Source organism: Corynebacterium sp. c3Ub_189 (genome assembly GCF_039907195.1).
In the GTDB taxonomy this organism is placed as follows: domain Bacteria; phylum Actinomycetota; class Actinomycetes; order Mycobacteriales; family Mycobacteriaceae; genus Corynebacterium.
In genome coordinates this window covers 26,091-41,884 of the sequence record NZ_JASBOF010000011.1, presented here as the reverse complement: position 1 = coordinate 41,884, position 15,794 = coordinate 26,091, and the positions used below count along the sequence as shown (strand labels likewise).

Sequence of the window (15,794 nt, the reverse complement as noted above, 5' to 3'; positions counted from 1 at the left end):
GCCTATCAATGTACGCCAGGTAGTGTGGTAGCCGTGAAACTTTTACGTATTCTTGGCGGCCTCACCGCTGCCGGCCTGGGCGCCGCGGCATGGGGCTATAGCGAACTGACCAAATTCGAGCTCAAGGAATATACGCTCCCCCTCCTGCCCAAGGGCACGCTGCGCGGTAAGCCGGAATTTCGGCTGCTGCATCTGTCCGATCTGCATATGATCCCCGGCCAGGAGACCAAGATTGCCTGGGTGTCTGCCCTCGACGCCCTGGAGCCGGACCTCGTGGTCAACACTGGCGATAATCTCTCCGATCAGCAGGCCGTTCCCGATACGTTGCGCGCGCTCGGCCCTTTGCTGGCCCGTCCCGGCCTCTTTGTTTTTGGCACCAATGACTACTGGGCGCCGCAGCCGGTTAACCCCTTCAAGTACCTGCTGGGCAAAAAGCGCGAGCCCTCCTATGTGGACTTGCCGTGGCGCGGCATGCGCGCCGCCTTCTTGGAGCACGGTTGGCGCGATGCCAATCAGGCCCGCCATGAATTCAAGGTAGGCAACGTCCGCCTTGCCGCCGCCGGCGTGGACGATCCGCACCACGATCTGGATGACTATTCCGAAATCGCCGGCCCGCCCAACGAGGACGCCGACTTGTCCCTAGCGCTCCTCCATGCCCCCGAACCCCGCGTGCTGGAGAAGTTTGCGGGCGATGGCTACCAACTTTCCCTGTCCGGCCACACCCACGGCGGCCAGATCTGCCTGCCCGGCTCCCGGGCGTTGGTTACCAATTGCGGCATCGATCGCGACCGCGTGCAGGGCCTCCACGACTTCGGCCCGATGAAGATGCATGTCTCCAATGGCCTGGGCACCTCCAAATTCGCCCCGGTACGCCTCTTCTGCCGCCCTTCCGCCACTCTGCTGAAAATCACCGAGGTGGACTAAACCCAGCCACCTGCCGTTTTGTTGATTGCGCTCAGCTTGCGTTAAAGTATCCAGGTACCGCTTTTCAAGGCGGAACGCCGGGATATGGCGCAGGTTGGTAGCGCGCTTCGTTCGGGACGAAGAGGTCGCAGGTTCAAATCCTGTTATCCCGACCAATAGCCCGCAGCTTTGCTGCGGGCCTTTTTCGTTATTACGCCAGCATTCCCGTAAATAGCGCCACGGCAACCAAGATGGCGGAGAAAATCCACGCAATCGGGAAAGCCAGCTTGAGATATTTTCCCATCTGACCTTCCGCAAGACCCAGCGCCAGCCAAAGTGCAGGCGAGAAGGGTGAGACGAAGGTACCCACCACATTGCCGATAATGAGCGCGCAGGCCGCACCCATACCGCTGACTCCAAAGCTCTCAACGGTGCCTTGAACAATTGGAAGCACTGAGAAGTAATAAGCATCCGTCGAGGTCAACAAATCAAGTGGCACACCAAAGAATCCCACAATCACGTGCAGGTGTGGTGCGACGCCCTCTGGTAGAACGTTCACTAATGTCAGTGCGATTTCCTCAAGCATCTTGGTTTCATTGAGGACACCCAAGAACATCGCGGCTGCAAGGATAACGCCTGCCATGGCCAAGGCATTGGGCGCGTGCCGTCGCAGGGCCTCACCCTGCTCCATGGGACCGCTGAAGTTGATAGCCAGAGTGATGGTCGTGGCAATGAGAAAGGCTGGGGCGGGCGGGACTACGCCCGAGAGCAAGGCCACCAAAACGGCAAGTGCAACGACGATATTGACCACGGTTACCCAGCGCCCTGTGCGGATGTGGTAGCCCAATTTATGTTGTTCACGCACCTGTGCAGCAGCGAATTCATCGGCCAATGCGTTAACGTCCACTGCAGTACCGCCTGCACATTCGCCGCTTTCGCGTAGCCCCGCAACGCGGCGCTGTTCCCACCACCCCAAAAGCGCAGCCAAGAGGAATACCAGCACAATCGCCACGCCTTGAATAGGCAGGAGTTGCACCCAGATGGCATTGGGCTCCTGATCGACCACAGCACCGGCGCGGCCCAGCGGGCCGCCCCAAGGAACCATGTTCATGACCGAGGCGGCCATCGCCACAATGGTAATGAGCACGTAGCGCGACATGTTCAGCGCACGGTAGAGCGGCAACAGGGCCGGGATGGTGATAAGGAAGGTAGTTGAACCCGATCCATCAAGGTGCGCCACTACACCAATCGCCGCAGTGCCCAGCGTTACGGCCATGATCCTTCCCCGGGTGGCCTTGATGAGCGCGCGAATGACTGGGGTAAACAGGCCGACGTCTTGCAAAATGCCGAAGAAGATAATGGCGAAGATAAACATCACCACGACGTTGATGACGGAATTTAAGCCCTCGCTGAAAAAGTCAGATATTTCACCTAGACCAAATCCACATATTAAGGCGCCAACTACGGGTACCAGCGTCATGGGGATGATGGGATTTACTCGGCCGCGGATCAAAATTCCCACCGTCACGAAAATGATGATGAGGCCCATGGCTGTGAGCCCGAGCGGGGTCTGCATAGTGCTCCTTCAAAAGTCGACAACTCACCATGTCCTACGCTACGAATACAAGCGAGTGTGACTCAGATTAAACCCCCGGCTATCGACAACGCTACTACTACCCCCAAAGTCCACACCGATTTAAATTGAATTACCTATAGATAATCGCCACCACGAAGCAGTTCGCAATGCCTGAAAAAGTCCCACTGCAGCAAAAGCATTCTGGGAATTACACGGATTTTTCCGCAAAAATTGCAGCTAGACCCCCACATATGGGAAACGACGCGGTGCCCCTACAGCGCCGCGTCGTCCCTATTCCCTATCACTCACAACGGATTGGAGAAACCGTTCGCCTACCCCCTAAGTAGGCTTTGTGAGCAAGACCAACTGTAGCACTTGCGCAATGCAAACGGTAGCGCGAATCAAAGTTCCCAGCTTCCACCAATATTTTCTATTCTTAGGTGTGTTTTTTCAGACTTAATGAACCGTCGGTTTGGTTTTTCCTGTGGATGGAGCCCACCACTTTGCACTCAGCCCAATGAGAGTGATGGCGAGCAATACCGCAACGCCGGTCCACAGGATGGCCGGCTCGCCTTCGTTGCCCGCCGTTGTAACGGCCGCGGTAGTCCAATTCAGCGGCAAAAGATTAGAAACAATCTGCCAAACCTTAGAAACACCGGCAATTGCCGCGGATTTCCACAGCCATCCCACCAGCGCGGTCTGGCCGATGCCAAACAGCGCCGCGAGGATGCTGCCGGCAGTAATGCCGCATAGCCCGAGTAGGCCGCGGGTGATGGCCGCCATGGACAGCGCGCCTAGAAGGAGCGCCGCGCCGGCCCACACCGCCGCCACAGGGGTAAATCCGGTGGCAAGCACAAAGAGGAGGATTTCCCCAATGGCGACCGCGGCCAGCGTGCCGCCGAGGACCGTCAGCCATGGGCGGAATCCCACCTGCCAGGCCACACCGGCCGCGGCGCCTGCGAGCAAGACCAGGGCGGAGACCAGCATCGCCACGATAGGGCTGAGCAGATGTGCCGGGCCGTCGGTCGCGGTATGCGCCGGCGGCAGGGCACGCTGAATTTCACCCACATTGGTCTGGTTTTGGGCCGCCATGGTGGAGAGCTTGCCTGCGCCGTCATCAAGCTTGTCCACGCCCTCCTGCGCCTCACCAACGCGCTTGTTCAGCTCCGCAATTCCCTCATTGAGCTCCTGTGCGCCAGAGACAGCCTGATTCACGCCATCGTGATAGGCATAGCCGTTGACCGCCAACTGATTCGACAGATCGCGCGATCCATCCTTGAGCTTCTTGAGCTGATCGGTCACCGAATTATCCAGGCGGAAATTATTCACCTGCGCACGGAGATCGCCCAGCTGCGAGCGAATTTCCTTCGCTTCCTTGGACTTATTTCCTTCCAGGTCGCGCATCGTGCCATCGATGGCCTGCAGAATCTGCCCCTGGACGACACCGAGGCCCACCACCTGGTCCACGGCACCGCCGACACCATTGGCCAGCTCCGTTGCACCGCCACCGAGCGTATTAGTTCCGGACTGCAGCTGATTGAGGCCGGCTACCAATTCTTGGGAGCCCGTCGCCAGCTTGTCGACGCCCCCTCCGAGCTCATCCGCCCCCTTATTCAGCTCTCCCGTGCCGTCATCAAGCTGCGTGGCACCCGATTTAAGCATGCTCGCCTGTGCCTGCGCGCGGCTGGCCGCCTCGGCGGCTTCCTTCACCTCTGGCGAGGCGGAATTTTCCCGCGGCGCTCCAAACGGCTGCGCGGCGCTAGACCAGGTGTGGGCGGGTTCCCACTGCGCAAGGCCCGCCACCGCAGCGCCGATAATGAGCGGCAGGGCGAGCAGGAGGATCAAGAGGACGCTGCGCCACCGGGAGGGGGACGCAGCGTCTGGGGAGGCAAGGCGTGAGGTCATAGTACTGAACCTATCCTTGCAGGTCACTCCCCTGTTGCAGGCGCGCCGAGCACCCCCGCAATGGCAGTTCCTCTACGATATATGGCATGTCCCACATTTATTCCCTAGCCCCTTCCCGCTACCTCGCCGCTGCGGTCATCGCACCGCTGTGTTTCAGCCTTGTTGCCTGCTCCAACGATGCCGATACGTCCGCAGAACCGGAGTTCTCCGACGCCACCGCCACAAGCTCCTCGGCCACGGAGACCTCGTCCGAAGAAACCACGAGCGAGCCCGCAACCTCGGAAGCCGAAGACACCGCCACCGAGACTGTGGAGGCCGAGCCTACTTCTGCGGAGGCAGCTCCCGCTGAGGAGACCGCGGATTCCGGCAACGCGGAAAGCGAAGCCCCAGCCGCCGTACCCGCCGACACCGGCCGCGGCGACTGCTCCCCAGAAGCGCTACAGCCCGCAGCTCCCACCATGACCAATATCCGAGTTAGTAATTGCGATGGCCAGTGGGCCCACTTTGGCAAAGACAGCACGGACTGGACTGCCTGGGCGCGCTATGAGGGCGGCCAGTGGGTAGCCATTGAATCCATTGGCACGGCAACCTCCGGCATGGCCGCCCCGTGCTACGACGTGGATAAGTGGGCCGCCGAGGGCGCTCCCGCCTTTGTTACGGAAAAGATGCGCCGCTGCGACTAGCCGCACAGCAAGAAACCGCCCCCATACCGTGCAGTAAAGCAACTCGGTACGGGGGCGGTGTCGTTAGCGCAGAGGCGCTGCCGGGGAAAGCTTACTTCTTTTCGGCGTAGACTTCGCGCACGCGCTGGCCAAGGGCTGGGTGCACGTTGGTCCAGTATTCGTAGACGCGCTGCTCGGTCTCCTCGGATACACCGGCCATCGCGTTGGTGATATTGGTGACCAGGCGCTCCTTGGCGGCATCGTCATAGACGTTCTCGTACAGGTCGCGAGCCTGGACAAAGTCATCGTCCTCGGCGTGGCGAACGTACGGTGCACGCACTAGGTCGCTGCCGTGAGACTCCGGATTGATGTAGAGCTCCGCCGCGGTGGTGGTCTCCAGCTGGGAGCGGTCGTTTACAGCGGCGTCGTCAAGCACGCCCGTGCCCTTCTCATGGCGGTTGGGCGAATAAACCGGGTCCTCCGGAGCGTTGAAGAGGTACTGCATCGGCCCCTCATGCTCATATGTATTGACCTGGTCCACGTTCTGCGGCTGGTTGACCGGCAGGTGCTTATAGTTCGGTCCGATGCGGTAGCGCTGCTGGTCAGCATAAGCGAAGACGCGAGCCTGCAGCATCTTGTCTGGGGATAGGCCAACGCCCGGCACAATATTGGAAGGATCGAGCGCCACCTGCTCAATCTGGGCAAAGAAGTTGCGTGGATTGCGGTTGAGCACAAAGTAGCCCACATCATGCAGCGGGTAGTCCTTCTTAGACCAGACCTTGGTCAGGTCGAAGGGGTTAAAGCGGTAATTCTCCGCCTCATCCAGCGGCATGATCTGCACCTTCACGTCCCAGATCGGGTAGTTGCCTTCCTCGATGGCATTGTAGAGATCCTCGCGGTGGCAATCCGGGTTCTGGCCGGCGGTGGTAGTGGCCTCTTCATCGGTGAAGTTCTCCACGCCCTGGCGGGACTTGAAGTGGTACTTGACCCAGAAAGCCTCGCCTTTCTCATTGACCCACTGGAAGGTATGGGAGCCGTAGCCATTCTGGTGGCGGGTGGACTTCGGGGTGCCGCGGTCACCCATCAGATAGGTGACCTGGTGTGCAGATTCCGGGTTGCGGGTCCAGAAGTCCCACTGCATATCGGCATCGCGCAGGCCATTGGTGCCCAGGCGCTTCTGGGAGTGGATGAAGTCTGGGAACTTAATGCCATCGCGGATGAAGAAGACCGGGGTGTTATTGCCCACGATGTCGAGATTGCCTTCTTCGGTGTAGAAACGCAGGGCAAAGCCGTGCACATCGCGCCAGGTATCCGGGGAGCCTTGCTCGCCAGCCACGGTGGAAAAGCGGCCCATCATCGGGGTAACGGTGCCCTTCTGGAAGACCTTGGCCTTGGTATAGGCAGAGACATCTTCCGTGATGTGCAGCTCGCCGAAGGCGCCGTGGCCCTTAGCGTGCGGCGTGCGCTCCGGCACGCGCTCGCGGTTGAAGTGCGCGAGCTTTTCAATGAGGTGGATATCATTCAGCGCCACCGGGCCCTGCTGGCCGGCGGTCACCGAGGTGTTTTCGGACGGCACCGGCTGGCCCGAGGGGCGGGTGGTATTTCCCTTGCCAGCGGCGCGCTGGCCCTTGTTCAGGATGTCATCAGCGGTAAATTCACTCATTCTTGCCTCCTGGCAATTCGCGGTCAGTTCGCTCCAGTGTGGCAAAACTTTGCACGGTTGTCAGGGCTCGACAAAGAGAGTAAGGGGTGCTGGTAGATTCATTCAGGTGACCCACCACTCCGCAGCAGACGACGCCCGCGTCACCGACCTTGCCCTTCGGGCCGGTCGCGGCGACCGCGCGGCACTGACGGAGTTTATCAAGGCCACCCAGGATGATGTGTGGCGTTTGCTGGCGCACTTGGGCGGGCCCGAGGGGGCTGACGATCTCACCCAGGAGACCTATCTGCGCGTCATCAGCGCCTTGCCGCGGTTTGCGGCGCGGTCCTCCGCGCGCACGTGGCTGCTCTCCTTGGCCCGGCGCGTGTGGGTGGATAATATTCGCCACGATATGGCCCGGCCGCGAAAGTCTGCCACGGAGTATGAGGACGCGATGGGTGCGGCGCCGGAAGACTCCGCGGCGTGGAGCGACTGGATCGATGCCCGTACGCTTATCGACGCCCTCCCGGCCGACCGCCGCGAAGCCCTCATCCTTACCCAAGTGCTGGGCTATACCTATGAGGAGGCGGCCAAGATTGCTGGCGTGCGCGTGGGCACCATCCGCTCCCGCGTGGCGCGCGCCCGCAAGGATCTCATCGCGGGGACAGGGTAATACCCCCAAATAGTCCCCTGGGCTTGCGGAGTTAATTTCACTCCCAAATTGTTACGCTCTGGTTACCTTGTGCCCCACGGGCCCCAAATTTTGGCACTTAGCTGCGCTTTACGCGCCACGGCCGGGGTAAATGAGGCCACAGTTGGGGCGATTCTTGCCCGAAATATCTGTCCGATGTGTGGTTTATTAGACGTGTACACACGTGATAAATCGACCGTCGATCCGGGCCCGCGCGATACCAATGCCGGGCCCGGCGCGTGTGAGTAAGAGAGTTTCTCCCTTTCATGTTAAAACGCGCAATCGGAATTTCCATGGCGTTTATCGGCGTCGTCGTGGGCGCAGGCTTTGCCTCCGGCCAAGAGGCCATGCAGTACTTCGTGGCCTTTGGTAACTGGGGCCTGTGGGGCATCGCCCTGGCCGCTGGTTTGATGATGATCACCGGCGTATCCATCCTGCAGCTCGGCTCGTACTTCCAAGCCGAGGAGCATACCGCTGTCTACGACAAGGTCGCATCGCCGTTTACCGCCAAGATTTTGGACTGGTCCACCCTGGTGACCCTGTTCGCCATCGGCTTCGTCATGTTCGCCGGCGGCGGTGCGAATATCAATCAGCAGTTCCCGTCCATCCCAGTATGGGTGGGCGCCACCGCCATGCTGATTTTGGTGCTGATCGTCGGCCTGATGGATGTCGACCGAGTAACTGCGGTCATCGGTACCATCACCCCATTCATCATTATCTTCGTGGTGATTGCCACCGGCTACACCATCTTGAATGCGGACGTTGATTTCTCTGCCATGAATGACTGGGCGGTCAATAATGTTGATACCTCGCTGCCTAATTGGTGGCTAGCCGCACTGAACTACACCGGCCTGAACGTGATGACGGCAGTATCCATGTCCATCGTTATTGGCGGTAACTTCCTGGATAACCGTGCAGTTGGCGTCGGTGGCCTCATTGGCGGCCTGCTCTATCTCATCCTGTTGGCACTGTTGGTATTCGCCCTCTTCTTCGAGGCAGAGACCGTCAACGGCCAGGACATGCCGGTACTGAGCCTGATTACCAGCATCCACCCAGTCTTGGGCGTGCTGATGACCTTTGTCATTTACGGCATGGTCTTTAATACCGCCATCGGCATGTTCTACGCGCTGGGCAAGCGCTTGACCCGCAATAACCCCAAGCGCTTCTACCCGGTTTATGCCGGCGCCTGCATCATCGGCTTCATCTTGTCCTTCGTGGGCTTCCAGGCCTTGGTCAGCAACGTCTACCCAATCCTGGGCTACCTCGGACTGCTGATGATCGTGGTAATGGTCTTTAACCGCATCAAGAACGGCAGCAAGCTCGCGGACGAGTCCGACCGCCGCATGCGCGCCCACGAGCTGGTGTCCCGCCGCCTGGACCCGCGCAAGCGCTTTACCAAGAAGAACGAGCGCGAGCTGCGCAAGCTGGCTGCAGCATCCAATATGGAAACCACCGAGTTCGTCACCAATATCGCAGAAGAGATCCACGAGGAGCTCGAAAATGATGATGATATTGAGTATGACCGCGAAGATCCGGAGCCGTCCGTGACCTACGTGCAGCACACCAAGCCGGAGGTTCCGTCGTCCACTAGCGACCTCGACTTTGGCAAGAAGGATTCCGCGGCGGGTAGCGCCAAGGGCACCGGCACCGGAACTGCTAAGCCGGTCTCTGAGAACTAACTCCTCCGCCTGCAGCGCAAAAGCTCGGCGCCCCCTTTCCCGTAGCTAGGAAGGAGGCGCCGAGCTTTTTATTGTGCCTTGCGGCGCACTGGTGTGGGCTTAGACGAGCAGCTCTGCAATCTGGATGGTGTTAAGAGCAGCACCCTTGCGCAGGTTATCGCCGGCGACGACGAGCACGAGGCCCTTGTTATCGTCCACCGTCTGGTCTTGGCGGATGCGGCCGACCAAGGACTCGTCGATGCCGGTGGCGGCGAGCGGAGTGGGGACGTCGGCAAGCGTAACGCCCGGAGCGCCACCCAAAAGCTCGGTGGCCTGCTCTGGGGTGATGGGCTTATCGAACTCGGCGTGAATGGTCAAAGTGTGGCCGGTGAAGACCGGGATGCGCACGCAGGTGCCCGCTACCTTCAGCTCCGGAATGTCCAGGATCTTGCGGGATTCGTTGCGCAGCTTTTGTTCCTCATCGGTCTCCAGAGAGCCATCATCAACGAGGTTGCCAGCCATCGGCAGGGCGTTATAGGCGATAGGTGCCACGTACGGGCCAAAGTCTTCGTCATTGAGCGCGGAGCCATCGTGGACCAAGCCCACATTGTGCTCACCAACGGAATAGACCTGCGCGGCCAGCGCTTGCACGCCTGCCAGACCGGAGCCAGACACAGCCTGGTAGGAGGACACGTGGAGCTTATTCAGACCAGCGGCGTCGTGGAGGACCTTCAGCACCGGCATGGCCGCCATGGTGGTGCAGTTCGGATTAGCAATGATGCCCTTCGGGGTGTTCTTGACTGCCTCGGGGTTGACCTCGGAAACGATGAGGGGAACCTCTGGGTCCTTGCGGTAAGCCGAGGAATTATCCACCACGGTCGCGCCGGCCGCGGCGAATACCGGGGCCCACTGCTGAGAGGTGGAGCCACCGGCGGAGAACAAGGCAATATCGACATCAGCAACGGATTGCTCGGTGACCTCAGCAAGGTCTTCTACGGTAATCTGCTCGCCGCGAAATTCCAGCTCGGTGCCGGCGGAGCGAGACGAGGCGAAAAAGCGCACCTTATCCGCCGGGAAATTGCGTTCTTCCAAGATGGAGCGCATAACGCGGCCGACCTGGCCGGTAGCGCCTACGACTGCAACAGTGGTCATGACTTAAAAATCCTCTGTAGTTGCTTTTAGGTATTTAACGTCCGGTTCCAGCATAAACCGTGGCTTCTTCTTCGCCACCAAGCTGGAACTTATCGTGCAGCGCACGAGCTGCCTTATCCAGGTCAGCCTCGCGGGTAAGCACGGAGATGCGGATTTCGGAGGTGGAGATGAGCTCCATATTGACGTCAACGTCGCGCAGGGCCTCGGTAAACTCGGCGGTAACGCCCGGGTGGGACTTCATGCCGGCACCGACGAGGGAGACCTTGCCCACTTGGTCGTCGTAAAGCACATTGGCCCAGCCGCCCTCGGACTTCAGCTTGGTCAACAGCTCCATGGCGCGTGGACCGTCAGCACGCGGGCAGGTGAAGGTGATGTCGGTGGTGCCATCCTCCAGGGAGGAGACGTTTTGCAAGACCATGTCAATATTGATCTCTGCATCGGCAATGACACGGAAAACCTTCGCTGCCTCCCCGGGGCGGTCCGGGATGCCCAGGACGGTGACCTTTGCCTCGGACTTATCGGTTGCTACACCAGTTAGTACTGCTTCTTCCACAGGGATATCCTCCATTGATCCGGTCACTAGGGTGCCGGGGTCATTTGAATAAGACGAGCGAACTCGCAAGGGTACATTGAACGCGCGGGCATATTCCACGCTGCGCAGAACCAAAATCTTGGAACCTACCGCGGCCATCTCCAGCATCTCCTCGAAGGAGAGCTTCTCTAGCTTCTGCGCGTCTGGGACGATGCGCGGGTCTGCGGTATACACGCCATCGACATCGGAATAGATCTCGCACACGTCCGCATTCAGCGCGGCTGCTAGCGCCACCGCGGTGGTATCGGAACCGCCGCGGCCCAGCGTGGTGACATCGCGCGATTCCTTATTAACTCCCTGGAAGCCGGCGACGATGCAGATCTTGCCCTCATCGAGAGCTTCGGTCAGGCGGCCTGGGGTAACGTCCACGATGCGGGCATTGCCGTGGCGCTCGGTGGTGAGCACGCCGGCCTGGGAGCCGGTAAAGGACTGGGCATGAGCACCCAAGGATTCCACGGCCATGGCCACCAGCGCATTGGAGATGCGCTCGCCCGCGGTCAGCAGCATGTCCATTTCGCGCCGTGGTGGCACGGGGTTGACCTGGGCGGCAAGGTCGAGCAGCTCATCGGTGGTATCGCCCATGGCGGAGCACACCACGACGACGTCATTGCCCTGCTTCTTGGTGGCCACGATGCGTTCCGCAACGGCGCGAATGCGGTCTGCGGATTCGAGGGATGAACCGCCATATTTTTGCACGATCAGGGCCACGGTAAGGATGCCGCCTTTCGTCTTTCAAGGCACCCCTGGCGCGTGCGTCCGCACACCGCCAGAAATACCTGTCGGTCATTAGTCAAATACCCATGCTACCCCGCAGGGGCCTAGTCCTCATCATAATTCCTAGACAATGCTTGCTTTTTATTCACACACCCCGAGCGTAAAGCGCGCCATGCGCCGGCCGTCCCCCTATAGAGAAAAACGCGCGCCATGCAGCGCAGAATATGCATATAACAGGAATCTTTACTACCGTTGAGCGGGTGTTAAGCAACCTCCTCGCCATCTTTTTCGCGCTCGCATCCGCGCTGACGGTTGCTTGGGGCACGGTCGTCCGCCACCGCATTGCCCTCGACGCCGATGATTCGGTCATGCGTGCCGCCATGTCTAACCCCTTGTGGTGGGTGGGCACCGCGGCCGCGATTGGCGCCTACGGCCTGCAGGTTATCGCGCTCGGCTTCGGCACCTTGCTGGTCGTCCAGCCCATCTTGGTGCTGTCCTTGATGTTTACCCTGCCGCTCTCGGCATGGTACTCCGGCCGTAAGATGCCCTTCCACGAGGTTTTCTGGTCCATTGCGCTGACCATTGCGGTGGGCATCATGGTCATCTACGGCCGGCCGGTTGCCGGCAATCCCCGCCCAGAATGGAGCGATTGGTGGCCGGCGCTCCTCATAGGGTTAGCCACCCTCGCAATCCTCGGCGCGGCGGCCGCAAAGCTACCGGATCAGCGCCCCTTGGCATTGGGCACGGCCTGCGGCGTTATTTATGGCTTCGTCGCCCTGCTTTCTAAGGCCGTGGTGGATATTTTCACTCATGAAGGCCTCGCCACCCTATTGGCGAGCTGGCAGTTCTACGGCCTCATCGGCCTCGCGCTCACCGGCACGGTGGTACAGCAATATTCCTTCAACGCCGGCCCCCTGGCCCATTCCCTGCCGGCCATGACCATCTTTGAGCCCATCGTGGCCTTCGGCTTGGGATACATGGTCCTGGGAGAGAAATTCCTCATCGATACGGCCGTCGGTTGGGCAATTATGCTCATCGCCCTAACCGTCATGGTGCTGTCCACCATCGTGCTCTCCCGCAGCCCGGTGAGCCAGCGCGGTTAGATGGCCCACTCAAATACGCCGAGCATATAGGCCGAAAACCACGCGCCAAACAGGGCCCAGGCAATAACCGCCACGCTTGCCGACGCCCCCTTTTTCACCCACGGCAACAACACGATCACCGCCGGCAGGAGCAGCCGGGGCCGCGAGTGCATGATGCCATCAGAAAGCAGCACATTGGCCATGAGGACGGCGGAAAATAGCCAGGCCGCCAACGGCAGGCGACGCCATGCCAGCACCAGGCATACCGGGGCAGCGATCATGACGCCGGCACTGAGCAGGTAGCCGCCATTGGTGGCCCCAGTCAGCGTCTCCCACAACCACATAGCCGTGGCTTTGCCGCCATCAAAGCCGGAATTCCAATGTTCTTTCTGGATACCAAAATAACCGCCGACATCTTTCAAGTGGCTGCTCGACCACCACAAATAGCCCACCAGCGGCACGACGGAAAACGCCACCGCGGCCCAGGCTCGCCAGTCCTTTCGGGCCCGCACCAGCACCATAAGCCCAAAGACCGCAACGAGGTCCACCGCGGTAAGGCGCACGAGCCCGGCCACAAAGATATACGCCGCGGCGGCCCACCAGCGCTCGCCCACCAGCGCCACTACCGCCCAGATAGCCAGTGCCCCGAAAAGCGCCTCGGTATACGGCATAGAAAACACGATGGACATCGGCGCGCTGGTTACCACTACGGCGCTGAGCACTTGGGCCCACTTTCCCATGCCCATCTGCGCGGCTAGGGCCATCACCCCGGCGGCCAGCGCGATGCTAAAGAGCACGTTGAGCGCGATGGCAGTGCCAGCCTCACCGGTTCCCAAGATGCCGCTTACCGCACGCACCAGGAAGGGAAAGCCTGGAAAGAAGGCCATGGTTGTCTCATGGACCGGCCCATCCGTAGAGATATCCGCACCGAAGTACCCGCCGCGGGCAATTTCTACGTAGTGCTTGGCGTCCCACTTATTGAGCAGTCCCCAGAGCTTATCGTCCTGCACGGCGGCCACCGCCGCGAGCACGCCCACGCGCACTGCGGCTCCGATGAGCGCAACGAGCGCGGCAGGCGCCCACAAGGAGCGCAGTATGGACGACGAGTTGGATGCGGAATGGCGGGCAGTAGACACGAAAGGCATAGTACCGTACCGCCGTCGCGTCTCATTGAATGAAATCTCTTGCCACATAGTGAGAGAGCCTGTAGTGTGACCGATATGACACAGCGGATTGACCTACTCCTTATCTGCCGCGGCGGGATTTCGGCCTAAGCACTGGCCAGCGCCCCGTCGCGGAGTCCGGCTACCCAAGCCCAGCTGGCCGTCTCCCCACAGACACCACAGACAAGGAAACCGCACCATGTCCCCCACTGACTCTTTTATCAGCGCCCCTCGCGATATCACCACCCCCAACGGCCCACGCCGCGAGGGACAGCCCGCGTGGAATAAGCAGCGCGGCTCCGCCATGCCCCACGAGCGTTACCAGCCCTTCGCCATCGAGGTGGAAGACATCGATCTGCCGGACCGCACGTGGCCCAGCAAGAAAATCACGCACGCCCCGCAGTGGTGCGCGGTGGATCTGCGCGATGGCAACCAAGCGCTCATTGATCCCATGAGCCCAGAGCGCAAACACCGCATGTTCGACCTGCTGGTCAAAATGGGCTACAAGGAAATCGAGGTCGGCTTCCCGTCCGCCTCCCAAACGGATTTCAACTTCGTCCGCGAAATCATCGAGGGCAATAAGATTCCCGATGACGTCACCATCCAGGTACTAGTCCAGGCCCGCGAACACCTGATCCGCCGCACCTTTGAGGCCTGCGAGGGCGCCAAAAACGTCATCGTGCACTTCTATAACTCCACCTCGAAGCTGCAGCGCCAAGTGGTCTTCCGCAAGGACAAGCCCGCCATTAAGAAGCTGGCTACCGACGCCGCCGCACTCATCAAGTCCATCGCTGCGGACTACCCGGATACCACGTGGCGCTGGGAGTACTCCCCCGAATCCTTCACCGGCACCGAGCTGGACTTCGCCCGCGAGGTCTGCGATGAGGTAGTAGAAATCATGGATCCCTCCCCGGATAATCCGATGATCATCAACCTGCCCTCCACCGTGGAGATGATCTCGCCCAATGTCTACGCCGATTCCATCGAGTGGATGCACCGCAATTTGGCCCGCCGCGAGGACATTTTACTCTCGCTGCACCCGCACAATGACCGCGGCGAGGGAATTGCCGCCGCCGAGCTGGGCTTTATGGCCGGCGCAGACCGCATCGAGGGCTGCCTATTTGGCAACGGCGAGCGCACCGGCAACGTCGATCTCATCACCCTGGGGCTGAACATGCTCACCCAAGGCGTGGACCCACAGATTGACTTCTCCGATCTGCCGCAGATCCGCGAAACCGTCGAATACTGCAACCAGCTGCGCGTGCCGGAGCGCCACCCCTATGGCGGCGAGTTGGTCTTTACCGCCTTTTCCGGTTCCCACCAAGACGCCATCAACAAGGGCCTCGATGCACTGGCGGCTACCATCCGCCCCGGTGCGAACAATACCGAGGTCTCGTGGGAAGAACTGCGCGAGGCCATCTGGGAGGTTCCCTACCTGCCCATCGATCCGAAGGACGTGGGCCGCGACTACCAGGCGGTCATCCGCGTCAACTCCCAGTCCGGCAAGGGCGGCGTTGCCTACATCATGAAGACCGACCACGGCATCAATATGCCGCGCGCCATGCAAGCGGAATTTTCCACCGTGGTACAAGAAATCACCGACTCCGAGGGCGGCGAGGTCAATTCCAAGAACATGTGGGACATCTTTGCCACCGAGTTCTTGGACCGCGAGACTCCACTGGCCCTAGCGTCCTTCCATATGGACAATGCCCCAACGGACGAGGAGGACGCTGCCGTGACCGCCACCGTGACCTTCCGCGGGGAAAAGTCCACCGTCTCCGGCACCGGCAACGGCCCCATCGCGGCGTATGCCAACGCGCTGGAATCCCTGGGCATCGACTTCGAGGTCATGGAATACTCCCAGCAGTCCCGCTCCGCCGGCGACGACGCCGAGGCCGCCTGCTATATCGCAGCCGACGTTAACCAGAACAAGGTGTGGGGCGCCGGCATCGCCGGATCCACCACGCGGGCTTCCATTAACGCAATTAACTCCGCCGTCAATCGCGCCCTGGCCTAAGCCCGGTCGCCGGTGCTGCACACCAGTGCCGCACCCTGGC

At 60.5% G+C, this 15,794-nt stretch carries 12 protein-coding genes and 1 tRNA gene; 7 read left to right on the top strand and 6 right to left on the bottom strand.

What is annotated here, in order from left to right:
* Window positions 1-33: 33 nt before the first annotated feature.
* Together QKD99_RS06835 and QKD99_RS06830 are read left to right on the top strand one after the other, a co-directional pair.
* Window positions 34-924, top strand: a complete 891-nt coding sequence (locus QKD99_RS06835; RefSeq protein WP_284769178.1) for a metallophosphoesterase — start codon at window positions 34-36, stop codon at window positions 922-924.
* A 78-nt stretch (window positions 925-1,002) separates the two neighbouring features.
* A tRNA-Pro gene (locus QKD99_RS06830) sits at window positions 1,003-1,079 on the top strand.
* A 35-nt stretch (window positions 1,080-1,114) separates the two neighbouring features.
* Here QKD99_RS06830 and QKD99_RS06825 read toward each other — a convergent pair.
* Entirely contained in the window at window positions 1,115-2,479 is a 1,365-nt protein-coding gene (locus QKD99_RS06825) for a citrate:proton symporter (RefSeq protein WP_347951071.1), read from the bottom strand.
* Window positions 2,480-2,935: 456 nt separating this feature from the next.
* Entirely contained in the window at window positions 2,936-4,384 is a 1,449-nt protein-coding gene (locus QKD99_RS06820) for a hypothetical protein (protein WP_347951070.1), read from the bottom strand.
* 86 nt (window positions 4,385-4,470) lie between these two features.
* On the opposite strand from QKD99_RS06820, the gene QKD99_RS06815 reads away from it, so the two are divergent.
* A complete protein-coding gene (locus QKD99_RS06815; protein WP_347951069.1) occupies window positions 4,471-5,067 on the top strand; it encodes a hypothetical protein in 597 nt (198 codons plus the stop codon).
* Window positions 5,068-5,158: 91 nt separating this feature from the next.
* Here QKD99_RS06815 and QKD99_RS06810 read toward each other — a convergent pair whose 3' ends face one another.
* The gene (locus QKD99_RS06810) at window positions 5,159-6,709 is read right to left on the bottom strand and encodes a catalase (RefSeq protein ID WP_347951068.1); all 1,551 of its coding nucleotides are present in this window, start codon (window positions 6,707-6,709) and stop codon (window positions 5,159-5,161) included.
* Window positions 6,710-6,815: 106 nt separating this feature from the next.
* Here QKD99_RS06810 and QKD99_RS06805 point away from each other — a divergent pair, with 106 nt between their 5' ends.
* Window positions 6,816-7,358 (top strand): RNA polymerase sigma factor, encoded by a 543-nt coding sequence (locus QKD99_RS06805; protein WP_284766139.1) that lies wholly within the window; start codon window positions 6,816-6,818, stop codon window positions 7,356-7,358.
* Between the two features lie 284 nt (window positions 7,359-7,642).
* On the top strand, window positions 7,643-9,055 hold the full coding sequence (locus QKD99_RS06800) for a hypothetical protein (protein ID WP_347951067.1): 1,413 nt from the start codon (window positions 7,643-7,645) through the stop codon (window positions 9,053-9,055).
* 99 nt (window positions 9,056-9,154) lie between these two features.
* Here the strand turns inward: QKD99_RS06800 and QKD99_RS06795 are convergent, their stop codons facing one another.
* Both QKD99_RS06795 and QKD99_RS06790 read right to left on the bottom strand, forming a co-directional pair.
* The gene (locus QKD99_RS06795; protein ID WP_284816012.1) at window positions 9,155-10,186 is read right to left on the bottom strand and encodes an aspartate-semialdehyde dehydrogenase; all 1,032 of its coding nucleotides are present in this window, start codon (window positions 10,184-10,186) and stop codon (window positions 9,155-9,157) included.
* Window positions 10,187-10,220: 34 nt separating this feature from the next.
* On the bottom strand, window positions 10,221-11,486 hold the full coding sequence (locus QKD99_RS06790) for an aspartate kinase (protein ID WP_179387282.1): 1,266 nt from the start codon (window positions 11,484-11,486) through the stop codon (window positions 10,221-10,223).
* 230 nt (window positions 11,487-11,716) lie between these two features.
* On the opposite strand from QKD99_RS06790, the gene QKD99_RS06785 reads away from it, so the two are divergent.
* Window positions 11,717-12,595 carry a DMT family transporter gene (locus QKD99_RS06785; protein WP_284766141.1) on the top strand — a complete coding sequence of 293 codons (879 nt, stop codon included), beginning with the start codon at window positions 11,717-11,719 and terminating at the stop codon, window positions 12,593-12,595.
* Here QKD99_RS06785 and QKD99_RS06780 read toward each other — a convergent pair.
* Window positions 12,592-13,719: a mannosyltransferase family protein gene (locus QKD99_RS06780; protein WP_347951066.1), complete on the bottom strand. Its 1,128-nt coding sequence runs from the start codon at window positions 13,717-13,719 to the stop codon at window positions 12,592-12,594. The genes QKD99_RS06785 and QKD99_RS06780 overlap by 4 nt on opposite strands.
* A gap of 217 nt (window positions 13,720-13,936) precedes the next feature.
* Here QKD99_RS06780 and leuA point away from each other — a divergent pair, with 217 nt between their 5' ends.
* On the top strand, window positions 13,937-15,754 hold the full coding sequence (leuA, locus tag QKD99_RS06775) for a 2-isopropylmalate synthase (RefSeq protein ID WP_284766143.1): 1,818 nt from the start codon (window positions 13,937-13,939) through the stop codon (window positions 15,752-15,754).
* Window positions 15,755-15,794 lie beyond the last annotated feature (40 nt).

Bases quoted from the DNA above. Each gene is read 5' to 3' on its own strand.
- QKD99_RS06820 (WP_347951070.1), bottom strand. From the start codon at position 4,384: ATGACCTCACGCCTTGCCTCCCCAGACGCTGCGTCCCCCTCCCGGTGG.
- QKD99_RS06795 (WP_284816012.1), bottom strand. From the start codon at position 10,186: ATGACCACTGTTGCAGTCGTAGGCGCTACCGGCCAGGTCGGCCGCGTT.
- QKD99_RS06785 (WP_284766141.1), top strand. From the start codon at position 11,717: ATGCATATAACAGGAATCTTTACTACCGTTGAGCGGGTGTTAAGCAAC.
- QKD99_RS06780 (WP_347951066.1), bottom strand. From the start codon at position 13,719: ATGCCTTTCGTGTCTACTGCCCGCCATTCCGCATCCAACTCGTCGTCC.
- leuA (WP_284766143.1), top strand. From the start codon at position 13,937: ATGTCCCCCACTGACTCTTTTATCAGCGCCCCTCGCGATATCACCACC.
- QKD99_RS06810 (WP_347951068.1), bottom strand. From the start codon at position 6,709: ATGAGTGAATTTACCGCTGATGACATCCTGAACAAGGGCCAGCGCGCC.
- QKD99_RS06825 (WP_347951071.1), bottom strand. From the start codon at position 2,479: ATGCAGACCCCGCTCGGGCTCACAGCCATGGGCCTCATCATCATTTTC.
- QKD99_RS06815 (WP_347951069.1), top strand. From the start codon at position 4,471: ATGTCCCACATTTATTCCCTAGCCCCTTCCCGCTACCTCGCCGCTGCG.
- QKD99_RS06800 (WP_347951067.1), top strand. From the start codon at position 7,643: ATGTTAAAACGCGCAATCGGAATTTCCATGGCGTTTATCGGCGTCGTC.